The organism is Roseateles sp., from assembly GCF_044373315.1.
GTDB lineage: Bacteria > Pseudomonadota > Gammaproteobacteria > Burkholderiales > Burkholderiaceae_C > JACDQM01.
Genome location: NZ_JBILQK010000017.1, coordinates 1 through 20079, shown reverse-complemented (window position 1 = coordinate 20079; position 20079 = coordinate 1). Strand labels below are relative to the sequence as shown.

Sequence of the window (20079 nt, the reverse complement as noted above, 5' to 3'; positions counted from 1 at the left end):
ACAGCTTCTACCGCTTCAACGATCCGAATCCTCAATGCTGACTGTCAACAAACTGATCCCCCAAGGCCAGGGCCTGGCGCCCGTGCTGCTCAAGCGTGCTGCCAGCGTCGAACTGGACTGGGACGTGCGCCAGAAAAGCCGCTTTGACGCGACCGACAGCCAGGGCCGCACGCTGGGCGTGTTTCTCCCGCGCGGCACAGTGGTGCGCGGCGGCGATGTGCTGGTAGCCGAGGATGGTTCGCTGATCCTGGTGAAGGCGGCAGCACAGGCGGTGATCGAGGTGTGCATCTGTGGCGAGCATGGCCAGCCCTTCGACCTGATGCGGGCCGCCTACCACCTGGGCAACCGCCATGTGCAACTGGAGCTGCAGCCCGAGCGCCTGCTGCTGGAGCCCGACCATGTGCTGGCCGAGATGCTTAGAAACATGCACCTGATCGTGACCGAGGCGCACTGTGCCTTCGAGCCCGAGGCCGGCGCCTACGGCGAGCATGGGCAGCGCCATGAGCATGGCAGCCATGGGCATGGGCACACTCACGATCATGGCCAGGCGCAGCAGTCCAAACCAGCCGGCAAGCCTGTCGGCATCGCCATCAAGGCCGCCGCCGTCCCGCATGTGCACGGCCCGGGCTGCAAGCACTGAGCAGCACAGACCCGCATGACTCTCGCAATGGCACCGCAGGCCTGGCTGGGCCTGATGCAGCTGGCCTCCCCCGCGCTGCCGGTGGGCGGCTTCAGCTATTCGGAAGGCCTGGAGGCGGCCGTCGAAACAGGACGGGTGACGAACGAGGCGCAGGCCACGAGCTGGCTGCTGGATCAGCTGCAGCTGTCGCTGGGCCGGGCCGACTTGCCCGCCTGCGTGGCGGCGATGCGCGCCTGGCGCGAGCAGGACATGGGCTCCGTGCAGGCGGTCAATGACTGGCTGCTGCAAACGCGCGAGACCAGCGAGCTGCGCCTGCAGGCCGAGCAGATGGGACGCTCGCTGCTGGAATGGCTGCGCAACAAGCCGCAGGATGAGCACAGCCGTGCGCAGTTGCAGGCCCTGGCCGCGCTACAGCCGGCGCCCAGCTGGCCGGTGGCATTTGCGCTGGCAGCCGCGCAGACCGGCGCGCCGCTGCGGGAGGCCATGCTGGCACATGGTTTCGGCTGGGCCGAGAACATGGTGGCCGCTGCGGTGAAGGCCGTGCCGCTCGGCCAGAGTGCCGGCCAGCGCATCCTGCAGTCGCTGTCAGCGGCCCTGCCCGGCGTTGTTGATGCGGCGCTGGCGATGGGCGATGAGCAACGCCAGGCCTTCACGCCGATGCTGGCGATCCTGAGTGCTCAGCACGAGGCGCAGTACTCGCGCCTGTTCAGGTCCTGAGCAGCGCGCGGCCGTTCGGCCTCAGCTGCGGTAGTCGGCGTTGATGCTGACGTAGTCGTGGCTCAGGTCGCAGGTCCACACCGTAGTGCGGGCCGCGCCGCGGTGCAGGTGCACGCGCACGCCGATCTCGCTTTGCTTCATCACGCGCTGGCCGTCTTCCTCGCGGTAGGCGGGGTGGCGTCCGCCCTTGGTGACCACATGCACATCGTCCAGATGCATCTCGATCAGGGTCTGGTCCAGATCGGCGATGCCGGCATAGCCGACTGCCGCCAGGATGCGGCCCAGATTGGGATCGCTGGCGAAGAAGGCCGTCTTGACCAGCGGTGAGTGCGCAATCGCGTAGGCCGCGAGCTGGCATTCCTGCTCATCACGACCGCCCTCGACTGTGATGCTGATGAACTTGGTGGCGCCCTCGCCGTCGCGCACGATGGCCTGGGCCAGCTGCTGCGAGACCTGGATGACCGCATCGCGCAAGACCTGCCCCTCGGCGCTGGAAAGAGAAGTGATTTCCGCATGCGCCGCCTTGCGGGTGGCGATCAGTACGAAAGAGTCGTTGGTGGAGGTGTCGCCGTCGATCGTGATGCGGTTAAAGGAAGCATCGGCTGCATCGCGCACCAGGCTCTGCAGCAACTCCGGCGCGATGTTGGCGTCGGTGGCCACATAGCCCAGCATGGTGGCCATGTTCGGGCGGATCATGCCAGCCCCCTTGGAGATGCCGGTGATGGTGACCGTCTGGCCCTGGATCTGCACCTGCACCGAAGCGGCCTTGGGCAGCGTGTCGGTGGTCATGATGCCTTCGGCGGCTTCAGCCCAGGCATCAGCGCGCAGCGCGGCAATCGCCGCCGGCAGGCCGGCGATGATGCGATCCACCGGCAGGGTTTCCATGATGACGCCGGTGGAGAACGGCAGCACTTGATTCGGCTGGATGCCCATGGCTGCAGCCAGCGCGACGCAGCTCTGGCGTGCACGCGCCAGGCCATCTTCGCCGGTGCCGGCGTTGGCATTGCCGGTGTTGACCAGGATGGCGCGGATACCGGCACCAGCCGCCAGATGCTCTCGGCAGATCTGCACCGGCGCTGCGCAGAAGCGGTTCTTGGTGAACACGCCGGCCACCGCACTGCCCTCGTCCAGCGCAATCACGCTGAGGTCACGTCGGTTGGCCTTGCGCACCCCGGCCATGGTGATGCCCAGGCGGACGCCGGGCACAGGATGCAGGGAAGCAGGATCGGGGGCGGTGAGGTTGACGGGCATGGCGGGCTCTGGGCAGCGGATGGGACGGCGCGATTGTAGAGACCTGAAACCGTCTGCCCTGATCTCGCCATGCCGCATCTTGCTTGCCCCAATGACAACGGGCCCGCGAGGGGCCCGTGATGCGAATGCGAAGCGGCGGCTGCCGCCTTGAGCCTTGCTTAGTGAGCAGCGGGGCTGGCGGTGCGGCGTCGCACCCAGACAGCGCCGCCCAAGGCAGCCAGCACCAAGGCCAGACCGGCGGGCTCCGGAACATCATTTGTCGGCGTCAGGTTGAGCAGGCCGCTGTAGCTGTAGCTGCCACCCTGAACGCCCTCGCCGCCCGCGACACCCATGACAAGCAGGTAGAAATCTCCGGTCACGTTCACGAAGCTTGACGTCTTGATGGTGATCCGGCTACCGCCAGCATCAACCGGATCGCCGGTGAGATCAGAGCCATCGATCTTGTTCTGGTTGGTGTCCAGAAAGTAGATGTCGTCGAAGGTGATGCCTTGCGTGTTCCAGGATGAGACATCGCCGATGTGCATCACCAGACCATTGAGCAGGCCGTTGCCAGCAAAAGAGAACTTGAATCGATGTTCGAAGGCGCCACTGCCAAAGAAAGTGACTTCATCCGAACCTGTCCCGCTACTCAAACCAGCAGTCAGATCGGCACCCCCACCATTGCTGACCAACGTGCCTGTGAACTGTATCGGCCCGGCCGAGACTGCTGACAGGGACAGCGCGAGAAGTGCGGCGGAAAAGAGGTTCTTCAGCATTGCTTGGTTCCAGAAAATTGGGGGCGTCGCTGCGGATCAGCGCGTGGGGCGGCGGCGCGAAAACCAGGCCAAAAGCAGGATTCCGGCAGCGAACATGGCGTAGCTGTGTGGCTCAGGCACGGCCGTGACGTTGATGGTTCCGCCATAGGAGCCGACCGGCGACGAATTGCCCACGCCAGCCGTGAAGGTGCCATTCACCACCAGGGTCAGGCTACCGTTGAAAGCGGTAGTCGCAAAAGTGGCCGTCTCGATGGCGTCGGAATTGCCCAGCAAGGGCGTGGTGGACAGCGAGAAGGGCTGCCCGTTGAGCGTGATGCTGGTGAAGTCGATGTCGTGACGGGCCGCTCCCATCAAGGTGCTGAGGACGCTGTTCACATTGAATGCGCCGCTGATGCCCGTGAAGTTGTAGGTATCCTGGAAAGCACCCGTCGCGGTCAGAGAGGTGGAGATCGACGCCGACTTGTTGCTGCCCGTACCCGTCAGGGGAACTTCATACACGGCAGCCATCGACGCACCTGAGACCAGGAGCGTGGCGACCGCAGCAATCAGTGACTTGACGATTTTCATGGCAGCTTCTTTGCTTAATTTCAGGATCACTCGGGCTCTTCAACCCCAATGCATCCGATGACCCACACTTTAGGGACCGGGTTTGCCCCTGGACACCCCCCATGCGCGTGGCGCGGGGACTTGCGTGCCAACAATCGCACGCCAAACGGGAGCCCGCAGGACGCTTGATGCAGAAATGGGCTGCCAAGGCAGCCCATTTGTTCGCACAAGCGCAAAGCGCTGGCTCAGCTCAGCTTGCCGTGGCAGAGCTTGAACTTCTTGCCGCTGCCGCACGGGCAAGGATCGTTGCGGCCCACATGCGCATAGTTCTGAGCATCGCCGGCGTCAGCGCGTTCCTGGGAAACCGACCCATCCTCATTCGGATGCGTATAGGTGACGTTGGAGACCTGCTCGGCACGCTCCTCGATGGCCTCGGCTGCACGCGCCGCCTCGTCCTGGCTCTGAATGCGCACGTTCAACAGGATGCGGGTGACCTCGATCTTCACCACGTCGAGCAGCTGCGAGAACAACTCGAAGGCCTCGCGCTTGTACTCCTGCTTCGGGTTCTTCTGCGCATAGCCGCGCAGATGGATGCCCTGGCGCAGATAGTCCAGCGCGGCCAGGTGCTCACGCCAGTGCTGATCGATGCTCTGCAGCAGCACCATGCGCATGAACGGGGTGAATTGCTCTGCCCCGACGCGTTCGACCTTCTCGTTGAACACGGCATCCGTGGCCTTGACGACGGCCTCCAGGATGTCGTCGTCGGTGAGGGCATCGCTCTTCTCAAGCAGGCCCTTCAGTTCGATCTCAAGCTGCCATTCGTCCTTCAGTACACGCTCGAGGCCGGCCAGATCCCACTGCTCTTCCAGGCTTTCAGCCGGAACATAGCTGCGCACGACATCGCTCATCGCGCTTTCGCGCAGATTGGCGATCTGCTCCACCAGGGCCTCGGCCTCCAGGATGTCGTTGCGCTGCTGATAGATCACCTTGCGCTGATCGTTCGAGACGTCGTCGTACTCGAGCAGTTGCTTGCGGATGTCGAAGTTGCGGGCCTCGACCTTGCGCTGCGCGCTTTCGATCGAGCGGGTCACGATGCCGGCCTCGATGGCCTCGCCTTCGGGCATCTTCAGACGGTCCATGATGGCCCGCACGCGCTCACCCGCGAAGATGCGCATCAGCGAATCATCCAGCGACAGGTAGAAGCGCGAGGAACCCGGATCGCCCTGTCGGCCCGAACGGCCGCGCAGCTGGTTGTCGATACGGCGGCTCTCATGGCGCTCGGTCGCGATGATGCGCAGCCCACCCTCGGCCTTGACCTTGTCGTGCAGGCCCTGCCACTCTTCCTTGAGCTGCTGGATGCGGCGCTCTTTCTGGTCGGCTGCGATGCTGTCGTCGGCCTCCAGGATCTGCACCTGCTTCTCGACGTTGCCGCCCAGCACGATGTCGGTACCACGACCGGCCATATTGGTGGCGATGGTGATAACGCCCGGACGGCCGGCCTGGGCCACGATCTCGGCCTCCTTGGCATGCTGCTTGGCGTTGAGCACCTGGTGCGGCAACTTGGCCTTGGCCAACAGACCCGAGATCAGCTCGGAGTTCTCGATCGAGGTCGTGCCCACCAGCACCGGCTGGCCACGCTCGTGGCAGTCGCGGATATCGGCGATCACCGCGTTGAACTTCTCCTCGTTGGTCTTGTAGACCAGATCGAGTTCGTCCTTGCGGATGGTCGGGCGGTTCGGCGGAATGACCACGGTCTCAAGACCGTAGATCTCCTGGAACTCATAGGCCTCAGTATCAGCCGTACCGGTCATGCCAGCCAGCTTGCCGTACATGCGGAAGTAATTCTGGAAGGTGATCGAGGCCATGGTCTGGTTCTCGCTCTGGATCGCCACACCTTCCTTGGCCTCGACAGCCTGGTGCAAGCCATCGCTCCAGCGCCGGCCCGTCATCAGGCGGCCGGTGAACTCGTCAACGATGATCACTTCGCCGTTCTGCACCACGTAGTGCTGATCCTTGTGGAACACATGATGCGCTCGCAGCGAGGCGTTCAGGTGGTGCATCAAGGAAATGTTCGCGGCGTCATACAAGCTCGCACCTTCGGCCAACAGCCCGGCCTGAGTCAGCAGCCTCTCGGCATTCTCATGACCATCCTCAGTCAGATGGATCTGATGAGACTTCTCATCGATGGTGAAGTCGCCCGGCTCGATCACACCTTCGCCGGTGCGCGGGTCACGTTCGCCGATCTGCTTGGTCAACAGCGGAGCGACCTTGTTGATGGCGAGGTAGACGTCCGTCTGGTCGTCGGCCTGGCCAGAAATGATCAGCGGCGTGCGCGCCTCGTCAATCAGGATCGAGTCCACTTCGTCGACGATGGCATAGGCCAAGCCGCGTTGCACGCGGTCCTTGGTCTCGTAGACCATGTTGTCGCGGAGATAGTCAAAACCGTACTCGTTGTTGGTGCCATAGGTCACATCAGCAACATAGGCAGCTTGCTTGTCTTCGCGGCTCATTTGCGGCAGGTTGATGCCGACACTGAGGCCCAGGAAGTTGTACAGCTTGCCCATCCACTCAGCATCGCGCCGGGCGAGATAGTCGTTGACGGTCACGACGTGCACACCCTTGCCGGTCAGCGCGTTCAGATAGACCGGCAGTGTGGCCATCAGCGTCTTGCCCTCGCCGGTACGCATCTCGGCCACGTTGCCGGAATTCAGCACCATGCCGCCGATCAACTGCACATCGAAGTGACGCATCTTCAAGGCGCGCTTGCTGCCCTCGCGACAGACCGCGAAAGCTTCCGGCAGGATGGCGTCGAGCGACTCACCTGCGGCCACGCGCTGCTTGAATTCCTCCGTCTTCGCTCGCAACCCGACATCGTCGAGCGCTTCGAACTGCGGCTCCAGTGCGTTGATCTGCTGAACGACGCGCCGATAGCCCTTGAGCAGGCGTTCATTGCGGCTACCGAAAATCTGGGTGAGAAGCTTGGGCAACATGCGGCGTGAGTTTCTTGGACTTGTTGGTCTGGCGCGTGGTCAGCGCCAGCCGGGCGGCAAACACCGGGCTCTTGGCCCGGGACGCAGCCCTTGAGAATAGGGATCGGTTACAGCTTCGGGCAGCCCCCTTGACCCTGCGCCTGAAGCAAGCTTCAGATGGGGTATCGGAGACGTTCCGCAAGAGCCTGCCCGATAGATTCCGCATCACAGCACGGAAGGACCGGCCTGGCCTATGAAAAACTCGCTGAGTTTAGCATCGGGGCCTGATCGAACCTTCGGCCGGACCTGGGGGCTAAACTGCGTCGTGATGCACGCACGCTACCTTCCCCCACCGAAATCGGCGCAGGTTCCAGATCCGATGCCGATTGCTCAGGCGCTTGCACAGCACAGCGGGCTGGCTCGCCTGGGCTATTTGCTACAAGAGTCGAATCGCAGGATGGAGATTGTGGCCGTCGCTCTGCCCGGGGCGCTGAAGCGCTTTGTCAAAGCCGGTCCGATCGACGAGGAAGGGTGGACCTTGCTGGTGGCGAACGCTGCCATCGCCGCCAAACTCAGGCATTTGCAGCCGAGATTGATGGAGTTGCTGGCTGAACAGGGCATCCCGGAAGGAAAGCTGCGCATAAAGATACAGCAGCCTTGAGCATTGCACTCAACGGGACCTGAAGGCTTTTGAATGGTGCCGGCTATCGGATTCGAACTGATGACCTACCGCTTACAAGGCGGTTGCTCTACCAACTGAGCTAAGCCGGCACGGCTTTGATTTCAAAGACAGCGCGCATTGTAGAGGCATTCAACACGGCGCTGAGGCGTTTTACGCGTCTTTTCGCAGGAAGATTCGAGCTACTTACTTGACGCGCTTGAGTGACGGGCGGCCTCCGCCTGCGCCTGGGCCGGCAGGATCATCGTCATCAGTGGCCGGGAGAACCAAGTCCGGTGAAGACTCGGCCGCCGCGCCTTCGGCTGGACCAGTCGCCAGACGCAAGCCTCCGCGCGCCGGACTCACCACCGGCTTGCCCGAGGGCTTCTCCGATGGATCAGCAGCCGCTGCAGGCACGGCAGCCACCGACCCGCGCCGCTCCGCGCCAGGCGCAGGGAAGGCCATGCCCTGGCCGTTCTCGCGAGCATAGATGGCAACCACATGGTCGATAGGCACGACGATCTCGCGCGCGACCCCGCCAAAGCGCGCCTTGAACTGGATGAACTCATTACCCAGCTCAAGCCCGCTGGTCGCATCGAATCCGACGTTCAACACGATCTCGTTGTTGCTAACGTATTCATTCGGCACCTGCACGAAACGATCCACGTGAACGGCAATGTATGGCGTGAAGCCATTGTCCGTGCACCAGTCATGCAGAGCCCTGATCAGATAGGGTCTGGTGGAGGTTCCCGAGGCGCCGACGGTCGAACCGCCTTCTGAGCTTTGATCCATGACGGGCCAGCCTATTACTTGCGCATCACCTTCTCGGACGGCGTCAGCGCTTCGATGTAGGCCGGGCGCGAGAAGATTCGCTCTGCATACTTGAGCAGCGGCGCGGCGTTCTTCGACATATCGATGCCGTAGTAGTCCAGACGCCAGAGCAGCGGAGCAATCGCCACGTCGAGCATCGAGAAATCGTCGCCCAGCATGTACTTGTTCTTCAGGAAGATCGGTGCCAGCTGAGTCAGCCGATCACGGATCTGCGAACGTGCCTTCTCAAGCTGCTTGTCGGTGGCCTTCACCGCTTGGCTGCGCCCTTCAAGCACATTCACATGCGCGAACAGTTCCTTCTCAAAATTCAGCAGGAACAGGCGGACTCGAGCCCGGGCAACCGGATCGCCCGGCATCAGCTGCGGATGCGGGAAGCGCTCATCGATGTACTCGTTGATGATGTGCGACTCGTAGAGAATCAAGTCACGTTCGACGAGGATAGGCACCTCGTTGTACGGATTCATCAGGGCAATATCTTCCGGCTTGGCAAACAGGTCGACGTCGCGGATCTCGAAATCCATACCCTTTTCGAACAGCACGAATCTGCAGCGATGCGAGTAAGGGCAGGTGGTTCCAGAGTAAAGCACCATCATGGCGGCAGGCTCCCGAAGGGGTTGATACGGCTACCCCGATGAAGGGCAGCACAGAAAAGGCAAACGCAGTGGGTGGCAAAGCCGGCCCACTGCGTACTCGGCCCGGCACAAGGCCAGGCCCGAATGCTTACTTCACGTCTTTCCAGAACGACGCATTCAAACGCCAGGCGATGATTGTGAAGACGCCGAGAAACAGCAGCACCCAAACGCCGAGACGGAAGCGCTGGCCCTGGGCCGGCTCACCCATCCACTGCAGATAGGCGACCAGATCGCCAACTGCGTCGTCGTACTGACGCGGGGTCAGCGTGCCAGGCGTGACCTGCTCAAAACCCTTGAAGACGTGCACCGTCTTCGTGGGATCGTGCGGATCCTTCTCGTCAACATACTTGGCCGTACGCACGCCCTGCAGTTCCCAGAAGACATGCGGCATTGCGATGCTCGGGAAAGCCAGGTTGTTCCAGCCGGTCGCCTTGGTTTCGTCGCGGTAGAAGGTCCGCATGTACGTGTACAGATAATCTGCACCCGAGCCCTTGGAAGCGCTCGCGCTCGAACGCGCGATCACGGTCAGGTCCGGCGGCGTCGCGCCAAACCATTCCTTGGCCTGCTTCGGGTCCAGCGCGATCTTCATCGTTTCGCCGACCTTCTCGGTCGCAAACATCAGATTGCCCTTGATCTGCGCTTCCGTCAGCCCGATATCGCGCAGCCGGTTGTAGCGCATATAGGCGGCCGAATGGCAGTTCAGGCAGTAGTTGACGAACAGCTTGGCGCCATTCTGCAGCGCAGCCATGTCCGTCAGCTTTTCCTTGGGGAACTTGTCCCACTCGATGCCGCCACCTGCAGCCGTCGCGCCGGAAACCAAGCCGAGGCCAAGGGCCATCGCGGTCAGCAGCTTCGCAAACAGTTTTTTCATTCTTGTAACTCCGGTGCTTAGTGGGCGCTGAAGGTCACGCGATCAGGCACGGGCTTGGGCGTACCCAGCTTGCTCCACCAAGGCATCAGCAGGAAGAAGCCAAAATAGAACAGCGTGCCGATCTGGGACACCAAGGTACCCGCATCAGTCGGCGGCTGAATGCCCAGATAGCCCAGCACCAGGAAGAAGACCACAAACAGGGCGTACACATACTTGTGCCAGTCCGGGCGGTAGCGGATCGACTTGACCGGGCTGTGATCCAGCCAAGGCAGGAAGAACAGGATGACCACTGCGCCACCCATGACCACCACGCCCCAGAACTTCGCGTCGAAGGTCTTAAGCAGGGCGACTGCCACAAAAGCCAGCACCAGCGTAGCGATCTTGCCCTTTCCGGAGAAGCTGCCCTTCAGCACAGCCAGCACCGCACCAATGCCGACCAGCGCCGCGAGCACGTTCACCATCGGGTCAGTCGTTGCACGCAGCATCGAGTAGTAAGGCGTGAAGTACCAGACCGGCGCGATGTGGGCAGGCGTCTTCAGCGGATCAGCCGGAATGAAGTTGTTGTATTCCAGGAAGTAACCACCGAATTCAGGCGCAAAGAAGATGACCGCCGTGAAGGCCATCAGGAACACCGACACACCCATCAGATCGTGGACCGAGTAGTAGGGGTGGAAAGGGATTCCGTCCAAAGGCTTGCCGGAGGCGTCCTTCTTGTCCTTGATCTCGATACCGTCAGGGTTGTTGGAACCCACATCGTGCAGGGCCAGCAGGTGGGCAACCACCAAGCCCAGCAGCACCAGCGGCACCGCGATCACGTGGAAAGCGAAGAAGCGGTTCAGCGTGGCGTCACCCACCACATAGTCGCCGCGGATCAGCAGAGCCAGCTCCTCGCCGACGAAAGGCACGGCCGCGAACAGATTCACGATCACCTGAGCGCCCCAGTAGGACATCTGGCCCCACGGCAACAGGTAGCCCATGAAGGCCTCAGCCATCAGGCAAAGGAAGATCGCGCAGCCGAAGATCCAGACCAGCTCACGTGGCTTGCGGTAGGAGCCGTAGATCAGGCCGCGGAACATGTGCAGGTACACAACGACAAAGAACGCCGAGGCGCCGGTCGAGTGCATGTAGCGGATCAGCCAGCCCCAGGGCACATCGCGCATGATGTACTCGACCGAGGCGAACGCCAGATTGGCATCCGGCTTGTAGTGCATCACCAGGAAGATGCCGGTGACGATCTGGATCACCAGCACCAACAGCGCCAGCGAGCCGAAGAAGTACCAGAAGTTGAAGTTCTTCGGAGCGTAGTACTCCGACATATGCACCTTGTAGGCATCGAACGCGGTCGGGAACCGGTTCTCAAGCCAGTTGGTGACCTTGGCGCCGACGGGGGCGCTGGCGGGGAGTTCCTTGAAAGTTGCCATGCTTGCCTCTTCCGTGCCGTCAGGCCTTCTTGTCCTCACCAATCAGCAGCTTGGTGTCGGACAGATACATATGGGGAGGCACCTCGAGGTTATCGGGAGCCGGCTTGTTCTTGAAGACACGACCCGCCATATCGAAGGTCGAGCCGTGGCACGGGCACAAGAAGCCGCCGTGCCAGTCATTCGGCAGCGAAGGCTGGGCGCCTGTCTGGAACTTATCACTGGGCGAGCAGCCCAGGTGGGAGCAGATGCCAACGCCCACAAAAACTTCAGGCTTGATCGAGCGATGCTGGTTCTTGGCGTATTCCGGCGTCGGGTAAGCCTTGCGGTCCGACAGCGGGTCGGCCAATTGCGTCTCCGTCGCCTTCAACGATTCCAGCTGCTCCGGCGTGCGGCGAATGATCCACACGGGCTTGCCTCGCCATTCGACGGTCAGCTTCTCACCCGGCTTCAGGGCGCTGATATCGACTTCGACAGCAGCACCGGCGGCCTTGGCGCGCTCGGACGGCGAAAAAGTACTGACAAAGGGCACGGCGGTGGCTACGCCGCCAACGGCGCCAGCGCAACCAGTGGCGATGAGCCAGGTGCGCTTGCCGTGATCCACTTGCTGGTCACTCATGAGTATCCTCAAACGAGACTTCTGATCGGGGGGCAGCCCCGGATTCTAGCGGACGCCACCGCCATTGAGCCCCGAAACCGCGGGCATCGCCACATTTGCGCGACTCACGGGCCTCGGAACGTCACGCGTTTTACCCGATTCGCAACGCAGACGCTCAGGCAAAATGCGCCCGCATCAACCAGGAGGAATGCATGAGCTTCATGTCAGAGTTCAAGGAGTTTGCCGTCAAGGGCAACGTGGTCGACCTCGCAGTCGGCGTCATCATCGGTGGCGCCTTCGGCAAGATCGTCGACTCGATCGTCAAGGACCTGATCATGCCCCTGGTGGGAAAAGTCGTGGGCGGCCTGGATTTCAGCAACTACTTCATCCTGCTTTCCAACCCTCCGGCTGACTTCAAAGGGCCCATGACTTACGAGGCCCTGGCCAAAGCCGGTGTGCCGATGTTCGCGTACGGCAGCTTCCTCACCGTTCTGGTCAACTTCATCATCCTGGCCTTCATCATCTTCTTGATGATCAAGCAGATCAACCGCCTCAAGCGTGACAGCGCGCCTGCGCCGGCCGCATCGACTGAGCCCGCCCCGACGCCCGAGGAGATCCAGCTGCTGCGCGAGATTCGCGACGCGCTGCAGACCTCCAAGTCCTGAGCACCGCAAGGGCGGGTAACCGCCGGTAACAGCCGCTTCAGGCGTCAGCTAATTCGCGTCTGCATAGCCCCGGCATGCAGGCGCTTGCTCTTGCAGACCTTGCTTTAAAGCGATACTTGCAAGCAAGGCTGTGGTGTGCACTCCACGGTCAAGCTTGCGAGCCATGAATTTGACCGACCCTCGCCTGAACCCTCATCTGGAAGCCGCGCTGCAACGCATCCGCACGGCTGCCGAGCAATCGGCTGAGCGCGGCGCCGAGGGCATGGGTATGGCGGCACTGTCGGCTGGCCAGCTCAAACGCCGCGACGCCTTGCTGTCGGCACAGTTCCTGTTCCGCAAGCAGCAGGCCCAGTTCGGCCAGCGCTTCTACCAAAGCCTGCGGGACTTGATGGCCGGCGAACAGCAGAGCAAGGCTGCTGCTGCGCCCACAAAGACGAAGGACTGGACCGAGTTGTCCTTGATGGACGACGATCAGGTCGACGCCATGGTGGCGGCCGACCGCATCGGTCTGGCGATCGGGCACCAGAGCGAGTGGGAGTTGCGCGAGGTTCAGGCCTATCTGCCCGAGCTCAGCCAAAGCGGCGAACGAAATCCGCTGCGACCGGAACTCATCGCTCAAGCGCTTCTCGACGCCATCCATGCGATCACCGACGACGAACAGACGAGGCAGATCCTCGTCGATGAACTGACGCGCGCGCTGTCGCAGGAACTGAAGTCTTGCTACGCCGACATCGCTGAGCTTTTCCGCAGCCGCGGGCTGAAGCCTCAGGACTTGCGTGTGCGTGCGGCGGAGTCCCCTGGGCACTCGGTGCATGGCGCCCATACCCAGGCTGGTGGTTTGTCGAGCCAGCACTCTGTCGCAGGGCAGGACGGCTTCAGCCGTGGCGGAAGCCTCAGCACCGGCGGTGGTCTTCATGGCGGCGCATCTGGACATGGCATTGCCGGGATGCCAAGCAGCGGTGGTTTTCCGCCAGCGCCGCGGCATACCCAGGGAGGCATGGGCTCGGTCGATGCTCAAATGATGGAGCTGCTGCGTCGCCTGGCACATATGCCGGCAGCAGCAGCAGGCGCAGGACCGGCAGACACCGGCTTCGGCGCAGAGATCGGCAGCTTCGGTCAAGGCTGGGACGACGGCGGGGCCAGCACCGCCTGGGCCAACCAAGGGGCGAGCTTCCTGCCGCCCAACCTGATTCATCAGCATCGCGACGCCCTACGCCAGGCGGCGACCGGGCAGCTGGATCACATGGTGATCGACGTCGTCGGGAGCCTGTTCGACCAGATTCTGTCCGACCCCAAGGTGCCGCCGCAGATGGCGCGCCTGCTGGCCCGGCTCCAGCTGCCGGTGCTCCGCGCGGCCCTGGGCGATCGCAGCTTTTTCTCGACAAGGCGCCACCCGGTGCGACGCTTTGTCAACCGCATCGCATCATTGGCATGCGCCTTCGAAGACTTCAGTGAAGACCCGGGGCGCGAGTTCCTGGGACAGGTACGGGAACTGGTGCAAGAGGTCGCGCTCGGCGACTTCGACCGGATGGACACCTACGAGAGCAAGCTGGATGCGCTCGAAGTCTTCATCGCTGAGCAGACCGCCAAGGGCTTGCAAGCCCAGGGCAACGCTGCCGCCGTGGTCGAGCGCAAGGAAATCGACCTGCGCCTGCAGCAGCGCTACACCCAACAGCTTCAGGCCTCGTTGGCAGCGGTGCCGATGCCGGACTTCCTGCGCAACTTCCTCGCCCAGGTGTGGAGCCAGGCCATTGTGCTGGCGTCGCGCGAATCTACGGGCGGCGGCCAGCGCGAGACGCGCTTGCGCCAGTCCGCGCGCGATCTCGTGATCAGTGTTCAACCCAAGGGCGGCACCGCACAGCGCCAGGCGTTCCTGAGTCAGCTCCCGGGCCTGATGCGCACGCTGAATGAAGGCCTCGACCTGATCCGATGGCCCGAAGATGCTCGCAAAACCTTTTTTGGCGAGTTGCTGCCCGCCCATGCCGACTCACTCAAGGGGCAAGGCCTCAGCCCCTTGGACTACAACCTGCTGGCGAAGCAACTGGACACGGTCTTCGGCTGCGCCCCGCCCTCGGAGCAAGACCTGCCCGCCGGGGGCTCCGTCAGCGTGCCGGCCGAGCTCGATATGGGAGAGCGCCTGTCACCCGAGGAAGCCAAGCGCCTGGGCTTGATGGATGAGAGCCGTGTGGACTGGAACGGGCAGGTCGATATCGACCTGGGCGCCGAAGCGCCGCTGCAGGCGGCCGACGTCAGCATCGAGGGACTGCCCGCTGCCGAGGCGCCTGAACCCAGTGAGGGAGAGTTGCTGATCGAGCATCTGCAGCTCGGCTTCGCGTACCAGATGAACACCGGCGATGCCTGGCGCAAGGTGCGACTGGCCCATATCAGCGCCGGCCGAAGCTTCTTCATCTTCACCCAAGGCAGCAAGCATCAGGAGACGGTCACGATGACGGCCCGGATGCTGCGAAAGATGTGCGAATCAGGGCGCCTGAAAGCCTTCGAAAACGCCTACCTGCTGGAGCGCGCCACCGCCAGGGCACGCAAGCAATTGGCCGAGTTGGGCAAAGGCCTGGAATCCCAGCACTGAGCAGCAGCTCTCAGCGCGGCAACAGCCGTCGTGCCATGCTGATCGCGGCCCGCATGCTGGCCGGGTCGGCGCGCCCGGTACCGGCGATGTCGAAAGCAGTGCCGTGGTCGGGGCTGGTTCGTACAAAGGGCAGGCCCAGCGTCACATTGACGCCCTCCTCGACGCCGAGATACTTCACCGGAATCAGGCCGTGGTCGTGCGTCATCGCCACCACCACATCGAACTCGCCTGGATGACCCGCCGCATCGCGGGCACGCATGAACACGGTGTCCGGCGCATAGGGTCCGCTTGCCAGGATGCCCCCGGCCTGCGCCTGCTGAATGGCGGGGGCAATGATCCGCAGCTCCTCGTCGCCAAACAGCCCACCCTCGCCCGCATGCGGGTTCAAGCCAGCCACCGCGATGCGGGGGGCATGGATCCCGAAGCGACGCAAGGCTGCGTCGCTGATGCGCAGCGTCTCGAGAACGAGCTCGGTGCTGAGCATGTCGATCGCCCGACGCAGCGACACATGAATGGTCACCAGCACGGTGCGCAACTCCGGATTCGCCAACATCATGCGCACCGGCGGCGGCACAGCGCCCGGTGGGGTGGCCAGCGCCTGCAGCATCTCGGTATGGCCGGGGTGATCAACCCCCGCCGCATGCAGCGCCTCCTTGTGCAAGGGTGCTGTCACCAGACCGGCGGCATGCCCGACCTGGATCTCCCGCACAGCCGCCTCGATGCACGCCGCCGCCGCTGCGCCGGCGCGTGCATCGATGCGGCCTTGCTCGCAGTGCAGCACATCGTTCGGCAGGCCTGGCGGCTGCCACACCGGAAGGCAATGCGGCGGCACCGATGCGAGCTGATCCACCGACTCGAGCTGTGCCACGGGCAGCTGCAAGCCCATCTGAGCCATCGCGCGCCGCAGCACGCCCACATCACCGACCAGGCACAGCCCGGCGCGCTGCTCGGCAGCCCAGGCCGCGACGGCGATCTCGGGGCCGATGCCGCAGGCATCCCCCATCGTGATCAGCAGGGTGCGGGTGGGAGCGCTCATGCCGGATTGCCAATCTCAATGAACTGCTGACTCAGGCCGAACTCGGTCGCCAGATGGGCACCCAAAGCCTGCACGCCGTAACGCTCGGTAGCGTGATGGCCGGCGGCGATGAAGGCCACCCCGGTCTCCGCAGCCAGATGTGCCTGCGGCTCTGAAATCTCGCCCGTCACGAACACATCAGCCCCGGCCGCAATCGCCGCTTCGAAATAGCCTTGTGCGCCGCCCGTACACCAGGCCACACGCCGCAAGGCACGGCCGTCACCGGGCGCCAGCACAGGCTCTCGCGCCAGGCTGGCGCGCAGCTGCGCAGCCAGACTCTCAAGGCTCTCGGCCTGCGCCAACGGCGCCGCGAAGCCAAGCTCCTGCTCACCAAAGCGCTGATCGGCCTCCCAACCGAGGCGCCGCCCCAATTGCACGTTGTTGCCTAGCTCCGGATGCGCATCCAGCGGCAGGTGATAGGCGAACACACTGATGTCATGCGCCAGCAAGCGCTGCAGCCGCTGCTTCATCCAGCCGGTCACGCGTCCGTCCTGGCCGCGCCAGAACAGGCCATGATGGACCAGGATGGCATCCGCACGCGCCTCGATGGCCGCTTCAATCAAGGCCAGACTGGCGGTCACGCCGCAGACGATGTGGCGAATCTCCTCGCGCCCCTCGACCTGCAGACCGTTCGGCCCATAATCTTTGAAGCGGCTCACCTCCAGCAACTGGCTGAGATGACGGTCGACGGTGTTGCGATGGAGCATGGCAAGGAGCGACGGTGCGCAGAATTTGGCTGATTTTCTCCCAGGCAGTGACGGTATTTCTGGCCCTGGGTTTCGTGGTCGCAACGCTCAAGCCGCAATGGCTGGCCCAGTTTCAGGCGCCAGCCCAGATCAGCCTCGGCAGCCACGCGCCTGCCGTCCCACCGGATGCCGCTGCTTCGCGTGCTGCCGAACCTCAGCGCAGCCTGCGAGGTGCAGCCCAGCGCGCCGCACCGGCGGTCGTCAGCATCTCGGCCAGCAAGACGCCTCGGCGCACGCAGCAGCCCGAAGGCTGGCAGCGCTTCCATCGATTTGGCAACGGCCAGGAGGCGCGACCCCAGGTCGGCCTCGGCTCAGGCGTGATCGTCTCCGAACAAGGCTATCTGCTGACCAACGCCCATGTGGTGGCGGGCGCTTCGGAAATCGAGGTGCGGCTCAGCGACGGCCGGCAGGCCCGGGCGGCCCTGGTCGGCAGCGACCCCGAGACCGATCTGGCCGTGCTGAAGATCAACCTGGACAAACTGCCCGTCATCGCGCTCGGCGCCACCGCCAGCCTGCAGGTCGGCGATTCGGTGCTCGCCATCGGCAATCCTTTCGATGTCGGCCAGACCGTCACGGCGGGCATCGTCAGCGCGCTGGGGCGCAATCAGCTGGGCATCAGCACCTTCGAGAATTTCATCCAGACCGATGCAGCCATCAACCCCGGCAATTCCGGTGGCGCCCTGGTCGATGCCGAAGGCCGCCTGATCGGCATCAACACAGCGATCTATTCGAACAGCGGTGGCAGCCTGGGCATCGGCTTCGCGATCCCCATCGATGCGGCATTGCAGGTGATGCAGGCGCTGCTCAAGGACGGCTTGGTGGCGCGAGGCTGGATCGGCGTGCAAACGCGTGAGCTGACGCCCGAATTCATCGAGGCCTTCAAGCTCAGCGTCAAGGAGGGCGTGCTGATCAGCGCCGTGGTGGTGGATGCGCCTGCGGCCAAGGCCGGCATCAAGCCAGGGGATGTGGTGACGCAGGTCGCCAACAAGACCGTGCGCAGCCCGGCCGAGCTGCTGGCCGCCGTGGCGGCCCTCACACCCAAGAGCCAGGCCGCCGTGGCCGTGCAACGCGGTAGTCAGGCGCTGGTGTTTCAGCTGGCGATCGGCCAGCGCCCGCTACCGCAAGCCGACGACGACGATTGATTACGCGAGTGCCGCAGTGCTCAGGCCTGCGGCTCGCTGTCCGGCGCCTTCGAGTAGCGCACGAAAAAGCGCGCCGCCCAGATGCCCAGTTCGTAGAGCAGGCACATCGGGATCGCCAGCGCCAGTTGCGACACCACATCCGGCGGCGTGATGATCGCGGCGATCACAAAGGCCAGCACGATGAAGTAGCCACGGAACTCCTTGAGCTTCTCGACCGTGACCAAGCCCATGCGCGCCAGCACCACCACCACCACCGGCACTTCAAAGGCCGCGCCGAAGGCGATGAACATCGACATCACAAAGCTCAGATAGGCCTCGATATCAGGCGCTGCCGTGATGCTCTTGGGTGCGAAGCTCTGGATGAACTTGAACACCTGGCCGAACACGAAGAAATAGCAAAAGGCCACGCCGAGCAGGAACAGCAGCGTGCTGGAGATCACCAAAGGCGCGACCAGGCGCTTCTCGTGCGTGTAAAGCCCCGGCGCCACAAAGGCCCAGACCTGGTACAGCACCAGCGGCAGCGCCAACATGAAGGCGGCCAGCAGGGTGATCTTCAGCGGCACCAGGAAGGGCGAGATGACGTTGGTGGCAATCATCGTCGAGCCCTTCGGCAGCTGCGCCACCAGCGGCGAGGCCAGCAGGTCGTAGAGTGCCGAGGGTCCGGGGTAGAGGGCCAGCACGCCGAAGGCGATGCCCACTGCGATGAAAGCCTTCACCAACCGGTCACGCAGCTCGATCAGGTGCGAGACAAAAGGCTGTTCTGTGCCAGCGAGTTCATCCTCGCCAGGCTTGCGGGAATCGGTCATTTGATTGGGCGGGGCGGGCGGAAACGGGCCACGCGCGCCGCACCCGACTGGGCATGGCGCCGCACGCCCTGGCGCTGCTTGTACCACTGCGGCACGGCACTGCGCTTTAGGCGCCAGTTCTTCTTGGGCCTGGCACTGCCGGGCGGCAGGCTCAGGGGCTGCGAATAGCTGTCGCCGTCGTAAGAGGAAGAGCTGAGGCCGCCGGTGGCGTCCTGCCAGCTCTCCTCGAAGCTGTCGCTGGTCTGCTTGATCTCGTTGTTGACGCTCTGCTCGACATCGCGCGCGGCGTCCTCCATCTGCGTCTTCATCTTCTTGAGCTCGTCGAGCTCGATGGAGCGGTTGACCTCCGCCTTGACGTCGGACACGTAGCGTTGTGCCTTGCCCAGCAGATGGCCGACCGTCCGCGCCACGCGCGGCAGGCGTTCTGGGCCGATCACGATCAAGGCCACAGCCCCGATCAGGGCCAGCTTGTCGAAACCGAAATCAATCATGCGGCGGACTCGGCAGGGTCACGGATAGGGCCGGACCGCAGCATCAAGACTTGGTCTTGGCTTCGACGTCGACCGTGTTGCTGTCAGCAGCCTTGTTGCTGGTGACCTGCTGGGCCGGCGCATCTGCACCACCATCCTTCATGCCGTCCTTGAAACCCTTGACGGCACCTCCCAGGTCGGAGCCCATGTTCTTGAGCTTCTTGGTGCCGAAGATCAGCACCACGACCAACAGCACGATGAGCCAATGCCAAATGCTGAACGAACCCATAGTTATCTCCTGCAAACGGAAGTGGGCATTCTAAGTTGCCCGTGTGACAGACGTTCCACAGCGCCAGATTGGCCCGGCGGAAAGCAAAACAAGTGCGGGTTTGCGATGAGCGGAGCCACACAGCACCGCCTTGAGCAGCGACGCCGCTAGCCGGAGCGCGCCGCTGCCGGACAAGGCCCCTGGCATGGCCGATGCGATCTCTCCAGCTAGCCCTTCAGCCACGGGCGGGGGCCGCCCATCACATGCATGTGCAGGTGATAGACCTCCTGCGCCCCGTCGGGTCCGGTATTGATGACGGTCCGGAAGCCGTTGCTGACACCCAGCTCGCGCATCAGGCGCGGCGCCAGCACTGCCATTTGCCCCATCACGCCGGCATGCTCGGGCGCGAGCTCCGCCATGCTGGGGATGTGCAG

General features: G+C 63.4%; 21 protein-coding genes and 1 tRNA gene. 6 read left to right on the top strand and 16 right to left on the bottom strand.

Annotated elements, in window-relative coordinates; translation table 11 throughout:
- The first annotated feature begins 34 nt into the window (after positions 1-34).
- Both ureE and ACIQ67_RS06400 read left to right on the top strand, forming a co-directional pair.
- Positions 35-640, top strand: a complete 606-nt coding sequence (gene ureE / locus ACIQ67_RS06405) for an urease accessory protein UreE (protein ID WP_397533528.1) — start codon at positions 35-37, stop codon at positions 638-640.
- 15 nt (positions 641-655) lie between these two features.
- Positions 656-1357, top strand: a complete 702-nt coding sequence (locus ACIQ67_RS06400; protein ID WP_397533527.1) for an urease accessory protein UreF — start codon at positions 656-658, stop codon at positions 1355-1357.
- A 21-nt stretch (positions 1358-1378) separates the two neighbouring features.
- On the opposite strand, the gene argJ is transcribed toward ACIQ67_RS06400, so the two are convergent.
- The 4 genes from argJ to secA all read right to left on the bottom strand — a co-directional run bounded on the left by argJ (position 1379) and on the right by secA (position 6899).
- Positions 1379-2608 (bottom strand): bifunctional glutamate N-acetyltransferase/amino-acid acetyltransferase ArgJ, encoded by a 1230-nt coding sequence (argJ, locus tag ACIQ67_RS06395; RefSeq protein WP_397533526.1) that lies wholly within the window; start codon positions 2606-2608, stop codon positions 1379-1381.
- Between the two features lie 158 nt (positions 2609-2766).
- Positions 2767-3363 carry an FxDxF family PEP-CTERM protein gene (locus tag ACIQ67_RS06390; protein ID WP_397533525.1) on the bottom strand — a complete coding sequence of 199 codons (597 nt, stop codon included), beginning with the start codon at positions 3361-3363 and terminating at the stop codon, positions 2767-2769.
- A gap of 36 nt (positions 3364-3399) precedes the next feature.
- A complete protein-coding gene (locus ACIQ67_RS06385) occupies positions 3400-3930 on the bottom strand; it encodes an FxDxF family PEP-CTERM protein (protein ID WP_397533524.1) in 531 nt (176 codons plus the stop codon).
- A 224-nt stretch (positions 3931-4154) separates the two neighbouring features.
- Complete coding sequence (secA, locus tag ACIQ67_RS06380; RefSeq protein WP_397533523.1) at positions 4155-6899, bottom strand: preprotein translocase subunit SecA; 2745 nt, start codon at positions 6897-6899, stop codon at positions 4155-4157.
- A 232-nt stretch (positions 6900-7131) separates the two neighbouring features.
- Here secA and ACIQ67_RS06375 point away from each other — a divergent pair, with 232 nt between their 5' ends.
- Complete coding sequence (locus ACIQ67_RS06375; RefSeq protein ID WP_397533522.1) at positions 7132-7539, top strand: hypothetical protein; 408 nt, start codon at positions 7132-7134, stop codon at positions 7537-7539.
- Between the two features lie 34 nt (positions 7540-7573).
- On the opposite strand, the gene ACIQ67_RS06370 is transcribed toward ACIQ67_RS06375, so the two are convergent.
- The 6 genes from ACIQ67_RS06370 to petA form a co-directional block, all read right to left on the bottom strand.
- Positions 7574-7649: transfer RNA gene (locus ACIQ67_RS06370), tRNA-Thr, on the bottom strand.
- A 94-nt stretch (positions 7650-7743) separates the two neighbouring features.
- Complete coding sequence (locus ACIQ67_RS06365; protein ID WP_397533521.1) at positions 7744-8328, bottom strand: ClpXP protease specificity-enhancing factor; 585 nt, start codon at positions 8326-8328, stop codon at positions 7744-7746.
- A gap of 14 nt (positions 8329-8342) precedes the next feature.
- Positions 8343-8960, bottom strand: a complete 618-nt coding sequence (locus ACIQ67_RS06360; RefSeq protein ID WP_397533520.1) for a glutathione S-transferase N-terminal domain-containing protein — start codon at positions 8958-8960, stop codon at positions 8343-8345.
- A gap of 127 nt (positions 8961-9087) precedes the next feature.
- Positions 9088-9870 carry a cytochrome c1 gene (locus tag ACIQ67_RS06355; protein WP_397533519.1) on the bottom strand — a complete coding sequence of 261 codons (783 nt, stop codon included), beginning with the start codon at positions 9868-9870 and terminating at the stop codon, positions 9088-9090.
- Positions 9871-9887: 17 nt separating this feature from the next.
- A complete protein-coding gene (locus ACIQ67_RS06350) occupies positions 9888-11291 on the bottom strand; it encodes a cytochrome bc complex cytochrome b subunit (RefSeq protein WP_397533518.1) in 1404 nt (467 codons plus the stop codon).
- 19 nt (positions 11292-11310) lie between these two features.
- Positions 11311-11907, bottom strand: a complete 597-nt coding sequence (gene petA / locus ACIQ67_RS06345) for a ubiquinol-cytochrome c reductase iron-sulfur subunit (protein WP_397533517.1) — start codon at positions 11905-11907, stop codon at positions 11311-11313.
- Between the two features lie 191 nt (positions 11908-12098).
- Here petA and mscL point away from each other — a divergent pair, with 191 nt between their 5' ends.
- Together mscL and ACIQ67_RS06335 are read left to right on the top strand one after the other, a co-directional pair.
- A complete protein-coding gene (gene mscL, locus ACIQ67_RS06340) occupies positions 12099-12551 on the top strand; it encodes a large conductance mechanosensitive channel protein MscL (protein WP_397533516.1) in 453 nt (150 codons plus the stop codon).
- A 163-nt stretch (positions 12552-12714) separates the two neighbouring features.
- Positions 12715-15138 carry a DUF1631 family protein gene (locus tag ACIQ67_RS06335; RefSeq protein ID WP_397533515.1) on the top strand — a complete coding sequence of 808 codons (2424 nt, stop codon included), beginning with the start codon at positions 12715-12717 and terminating at the stop codon, positions 15136-15138.
- Between the two features lie 10 nt (positions 15139-15148).
- Here the strand turns inward: ACIQ67_RS06335 and pdxA are convergent, their stop codons facing one another.
- Positions 15149-16174, bottom strand: a complete 1026-nt coding sequence (gene pdxA, locus ACIQ67_RS06330; RefSeq protein ID WP_397533514.1) for a 4-hydroxythreonine-4-phosphate dehydrogenase PdxA — start codon at positions 16172-16174, stop codon at positions 15149-15151.
- Positions 16171-16920, bottom strand: coding sequence for a Nif3-like dinuclear metal center hexameric protein (locus ACIQ67_RS06325; RefSeq protein WP_397533513.1), 750 nt, complete (start codon positions 16918-16920; stop codon positions 16171-16173). Before ACIQ67_RS06325 ends, pdxA begins: the two co-directional genes overlap by 4 nt.
- A gap of 14 nt (positions 16921-16934) precedes the next feature.
- Here ACIQ67_RS06325 and ACIQ67_RS06320 point away from each other — a divergent pair, with 14 nt between their 5' ends.
- Positions 16935-18101, top strand: a complete 1167-nt coding sequence (locus ACIQ67_RS06320; protein ID WP_397533512.1) for a S1C family serine protease — start codon at positions 16935-16937, stop codon at positions 18099-18101.
- A 20-nt stretch (positions 18102-18121) separates the two neighbouring features.
- On the opposite strand, the gene tatC is transcribed toward ACIQ67_RS06320, so the two are convergent.
- From tatC to ACIQ67_RS06300, 4 genes are all read right to left on the bottom strand, one after another.
- Positions 18122-18907, bottom strand: a complete 786-nt coding sequence (tatC, locus tag ACIQ67_RS06315; protein ID WP_397533511.1) for a twin-arginine translocase subunit TatC — start codon at positions 18905-18907, stop codon at positions 18122-18124.
- Positions 18904-19398: a Sec-independent protein translocase protein TatB gene (gene tatB / locus ACIQ67_RS06310; RefSeq protein ID WP_397533510.1), complete on the bottom strand. Its 495-nt coding sequence runs from the start codon at positions 19396-19398 to the stop codon at positions 18904-18906. The genes tatC and tatB overlap by 4 nt, the downstream gene beginning before the upstream one ends.
- Positions 19399-19441: 43 nt before the next feature.
- Positions 19442-19666 (bottom strand): Sec-independent protein translocase subunit TatA, encoded by a 225-nt coding sequence (gene tatA, locus ACIQ67_RS06305; protein ID WP_397533509.1) that lies wholly within the window; start codon positions 19664-19666, stop codon positions 19442-19444.
- Between the two features lie 206 nt (positions 19667-19872).
- A partial coding sequence (locus ACIQ67_RS06300) for an HIT domain-containing protein (protein WP_397533508.1) occupies positions 19873-20079 on the bottom strand: 207 nt, incomplete at its 5' end.

Bases quoted from the DNA above. Each gene is read 5' to 3' on its own strand.
- ureE (WP_397533528.1), top strand. From the start codon at position 35: ATGCTGACTGTCAACAAACTGATCCCCCAAGGCCAGGGCCTGGCGCCC.
- ACIQ67_RS06400 (WP_397533527.1), top strand. From the start codon at position 656: ATGACTCTCGCAATGGCACCGCAGGCCTGGCTGGGCCTGATGCAGCTG.
- argJ (WP_397533526.1), bottom strand. From the start codon at position 2,608: ATGCCCGTCAACCTCACCGCCCCCGATCCTGCTTCCCTGCATCCTGTG.
- ACIQ67_RS06390 (WP_397533525.1), bottom strand. From the start codon at position 3,363: ATGCTGAAGAACCTCTTTTCCGCCGCACTTCTCGCGCTGTCCCTGTCA.
- ACIQ67_RS06385 (WP_397533524.1), bottom strand. From the start codon at position 3,930: ATGAAAATCGTCAAGTCACTGATTGCTGCGGTCGCCACGCTCCTGGTC.
- secA (WP_397533523.1), bottom strand. From the start codon at position 6,899: ATGTTGCCCAAGCTTCTCACCCAGATTTTCGGTAGCCGCAATGAACGC.
- ACIQ67_RS06375 (WP_397533522.1), top strand. From the start codon at position 7,132: ATGAAAAACTCGCTGAGTTTAGCATCGGGGCCTGATCGAACCTTCGGC.
- ACIQ67_RS06365 (WP_397533521.1), bottom strand. From the start codon at position 8,328: ATGGATCAAAGCTCAGAAGGCGGTTCGACCGTCGGCGCCTCGGGAACC.
- ACIQ67_RS06360 (WP_397533520.1), bottom strand. From the start codon at position 8,960: ATGATGGTGCTTTACTCTGGAACCACCTGCCCTTACTCGCATCGCTGC.
- ACIQ67_RS06355 (WP_397533519.1), bottom strand. From the start codon at position 9,870: ATGAAAAAACTGTTTGCGAAGCTGCTGACCGCGATGGCCCTTGGCCTC.
- ACIQ67_RS06350 (WP_397533518.1), bottom strand. From the start codon at position 11,291: ATGGCAACTTTCAAGGAACTCCCCGCCAGCGCCCCCGTCGGCGCCAAG.
- petA (WP_397533517.1), bottom strand. From the start codon at position 11,907: ATGAGTGACCAGCAAGTGGATCACGGCAAGCGCACCTGGCTCATCGCC.
- mscL (WP_397533516.1), top strand. From the start codon at position 12,099: ATGAGCTTCATGTCAGAGTTCAAGGAGTTTGCCGTCAAGGGCAACGTG.
- ACIQ67_RS06335 (WP_397533515.1), top strand. From the start codon at position 12,715: ATGAATTTGACCGACCCTCGCCTGAACCCTCATCTGGAAGCCGCGCTG.
- pdxA (WP_397533514.1), bottom strand. From the start codon at position 16,174: ATGAGCGCTCCCACCCGCACCCTGCTGATCACGATGGGGGATGCCTGC.
- ACIQ67_RS06325 (WP_397533513.1), bottom strand. From the start codon at position 16,920: ATGCTCCATCGCAACACCGTCGACCGTCATCTCAGCCAGTTGCTGGAG.
- tatC (WP_397533511.1), bottom strand. From the start codon at position 18,907: ATGACCGATTCCCGCAAGCCTGGCGAGGATGAACTCGCTGGCACAGAA.
- tatB (WP_397533510.1), bottom strand. From the start codon at position 19,398: ATGATTGATTTCGGTTTCGACAAGCTGGCCCTGATCGGGGCTGTGGCC.
- tatA (WP_397533509.1), bottom strand. From the start codon at position 19,666: ATGGGTTCGTTCAGCATTTGGCATTGGCTCATCGTGCTGTTGGTCGTG.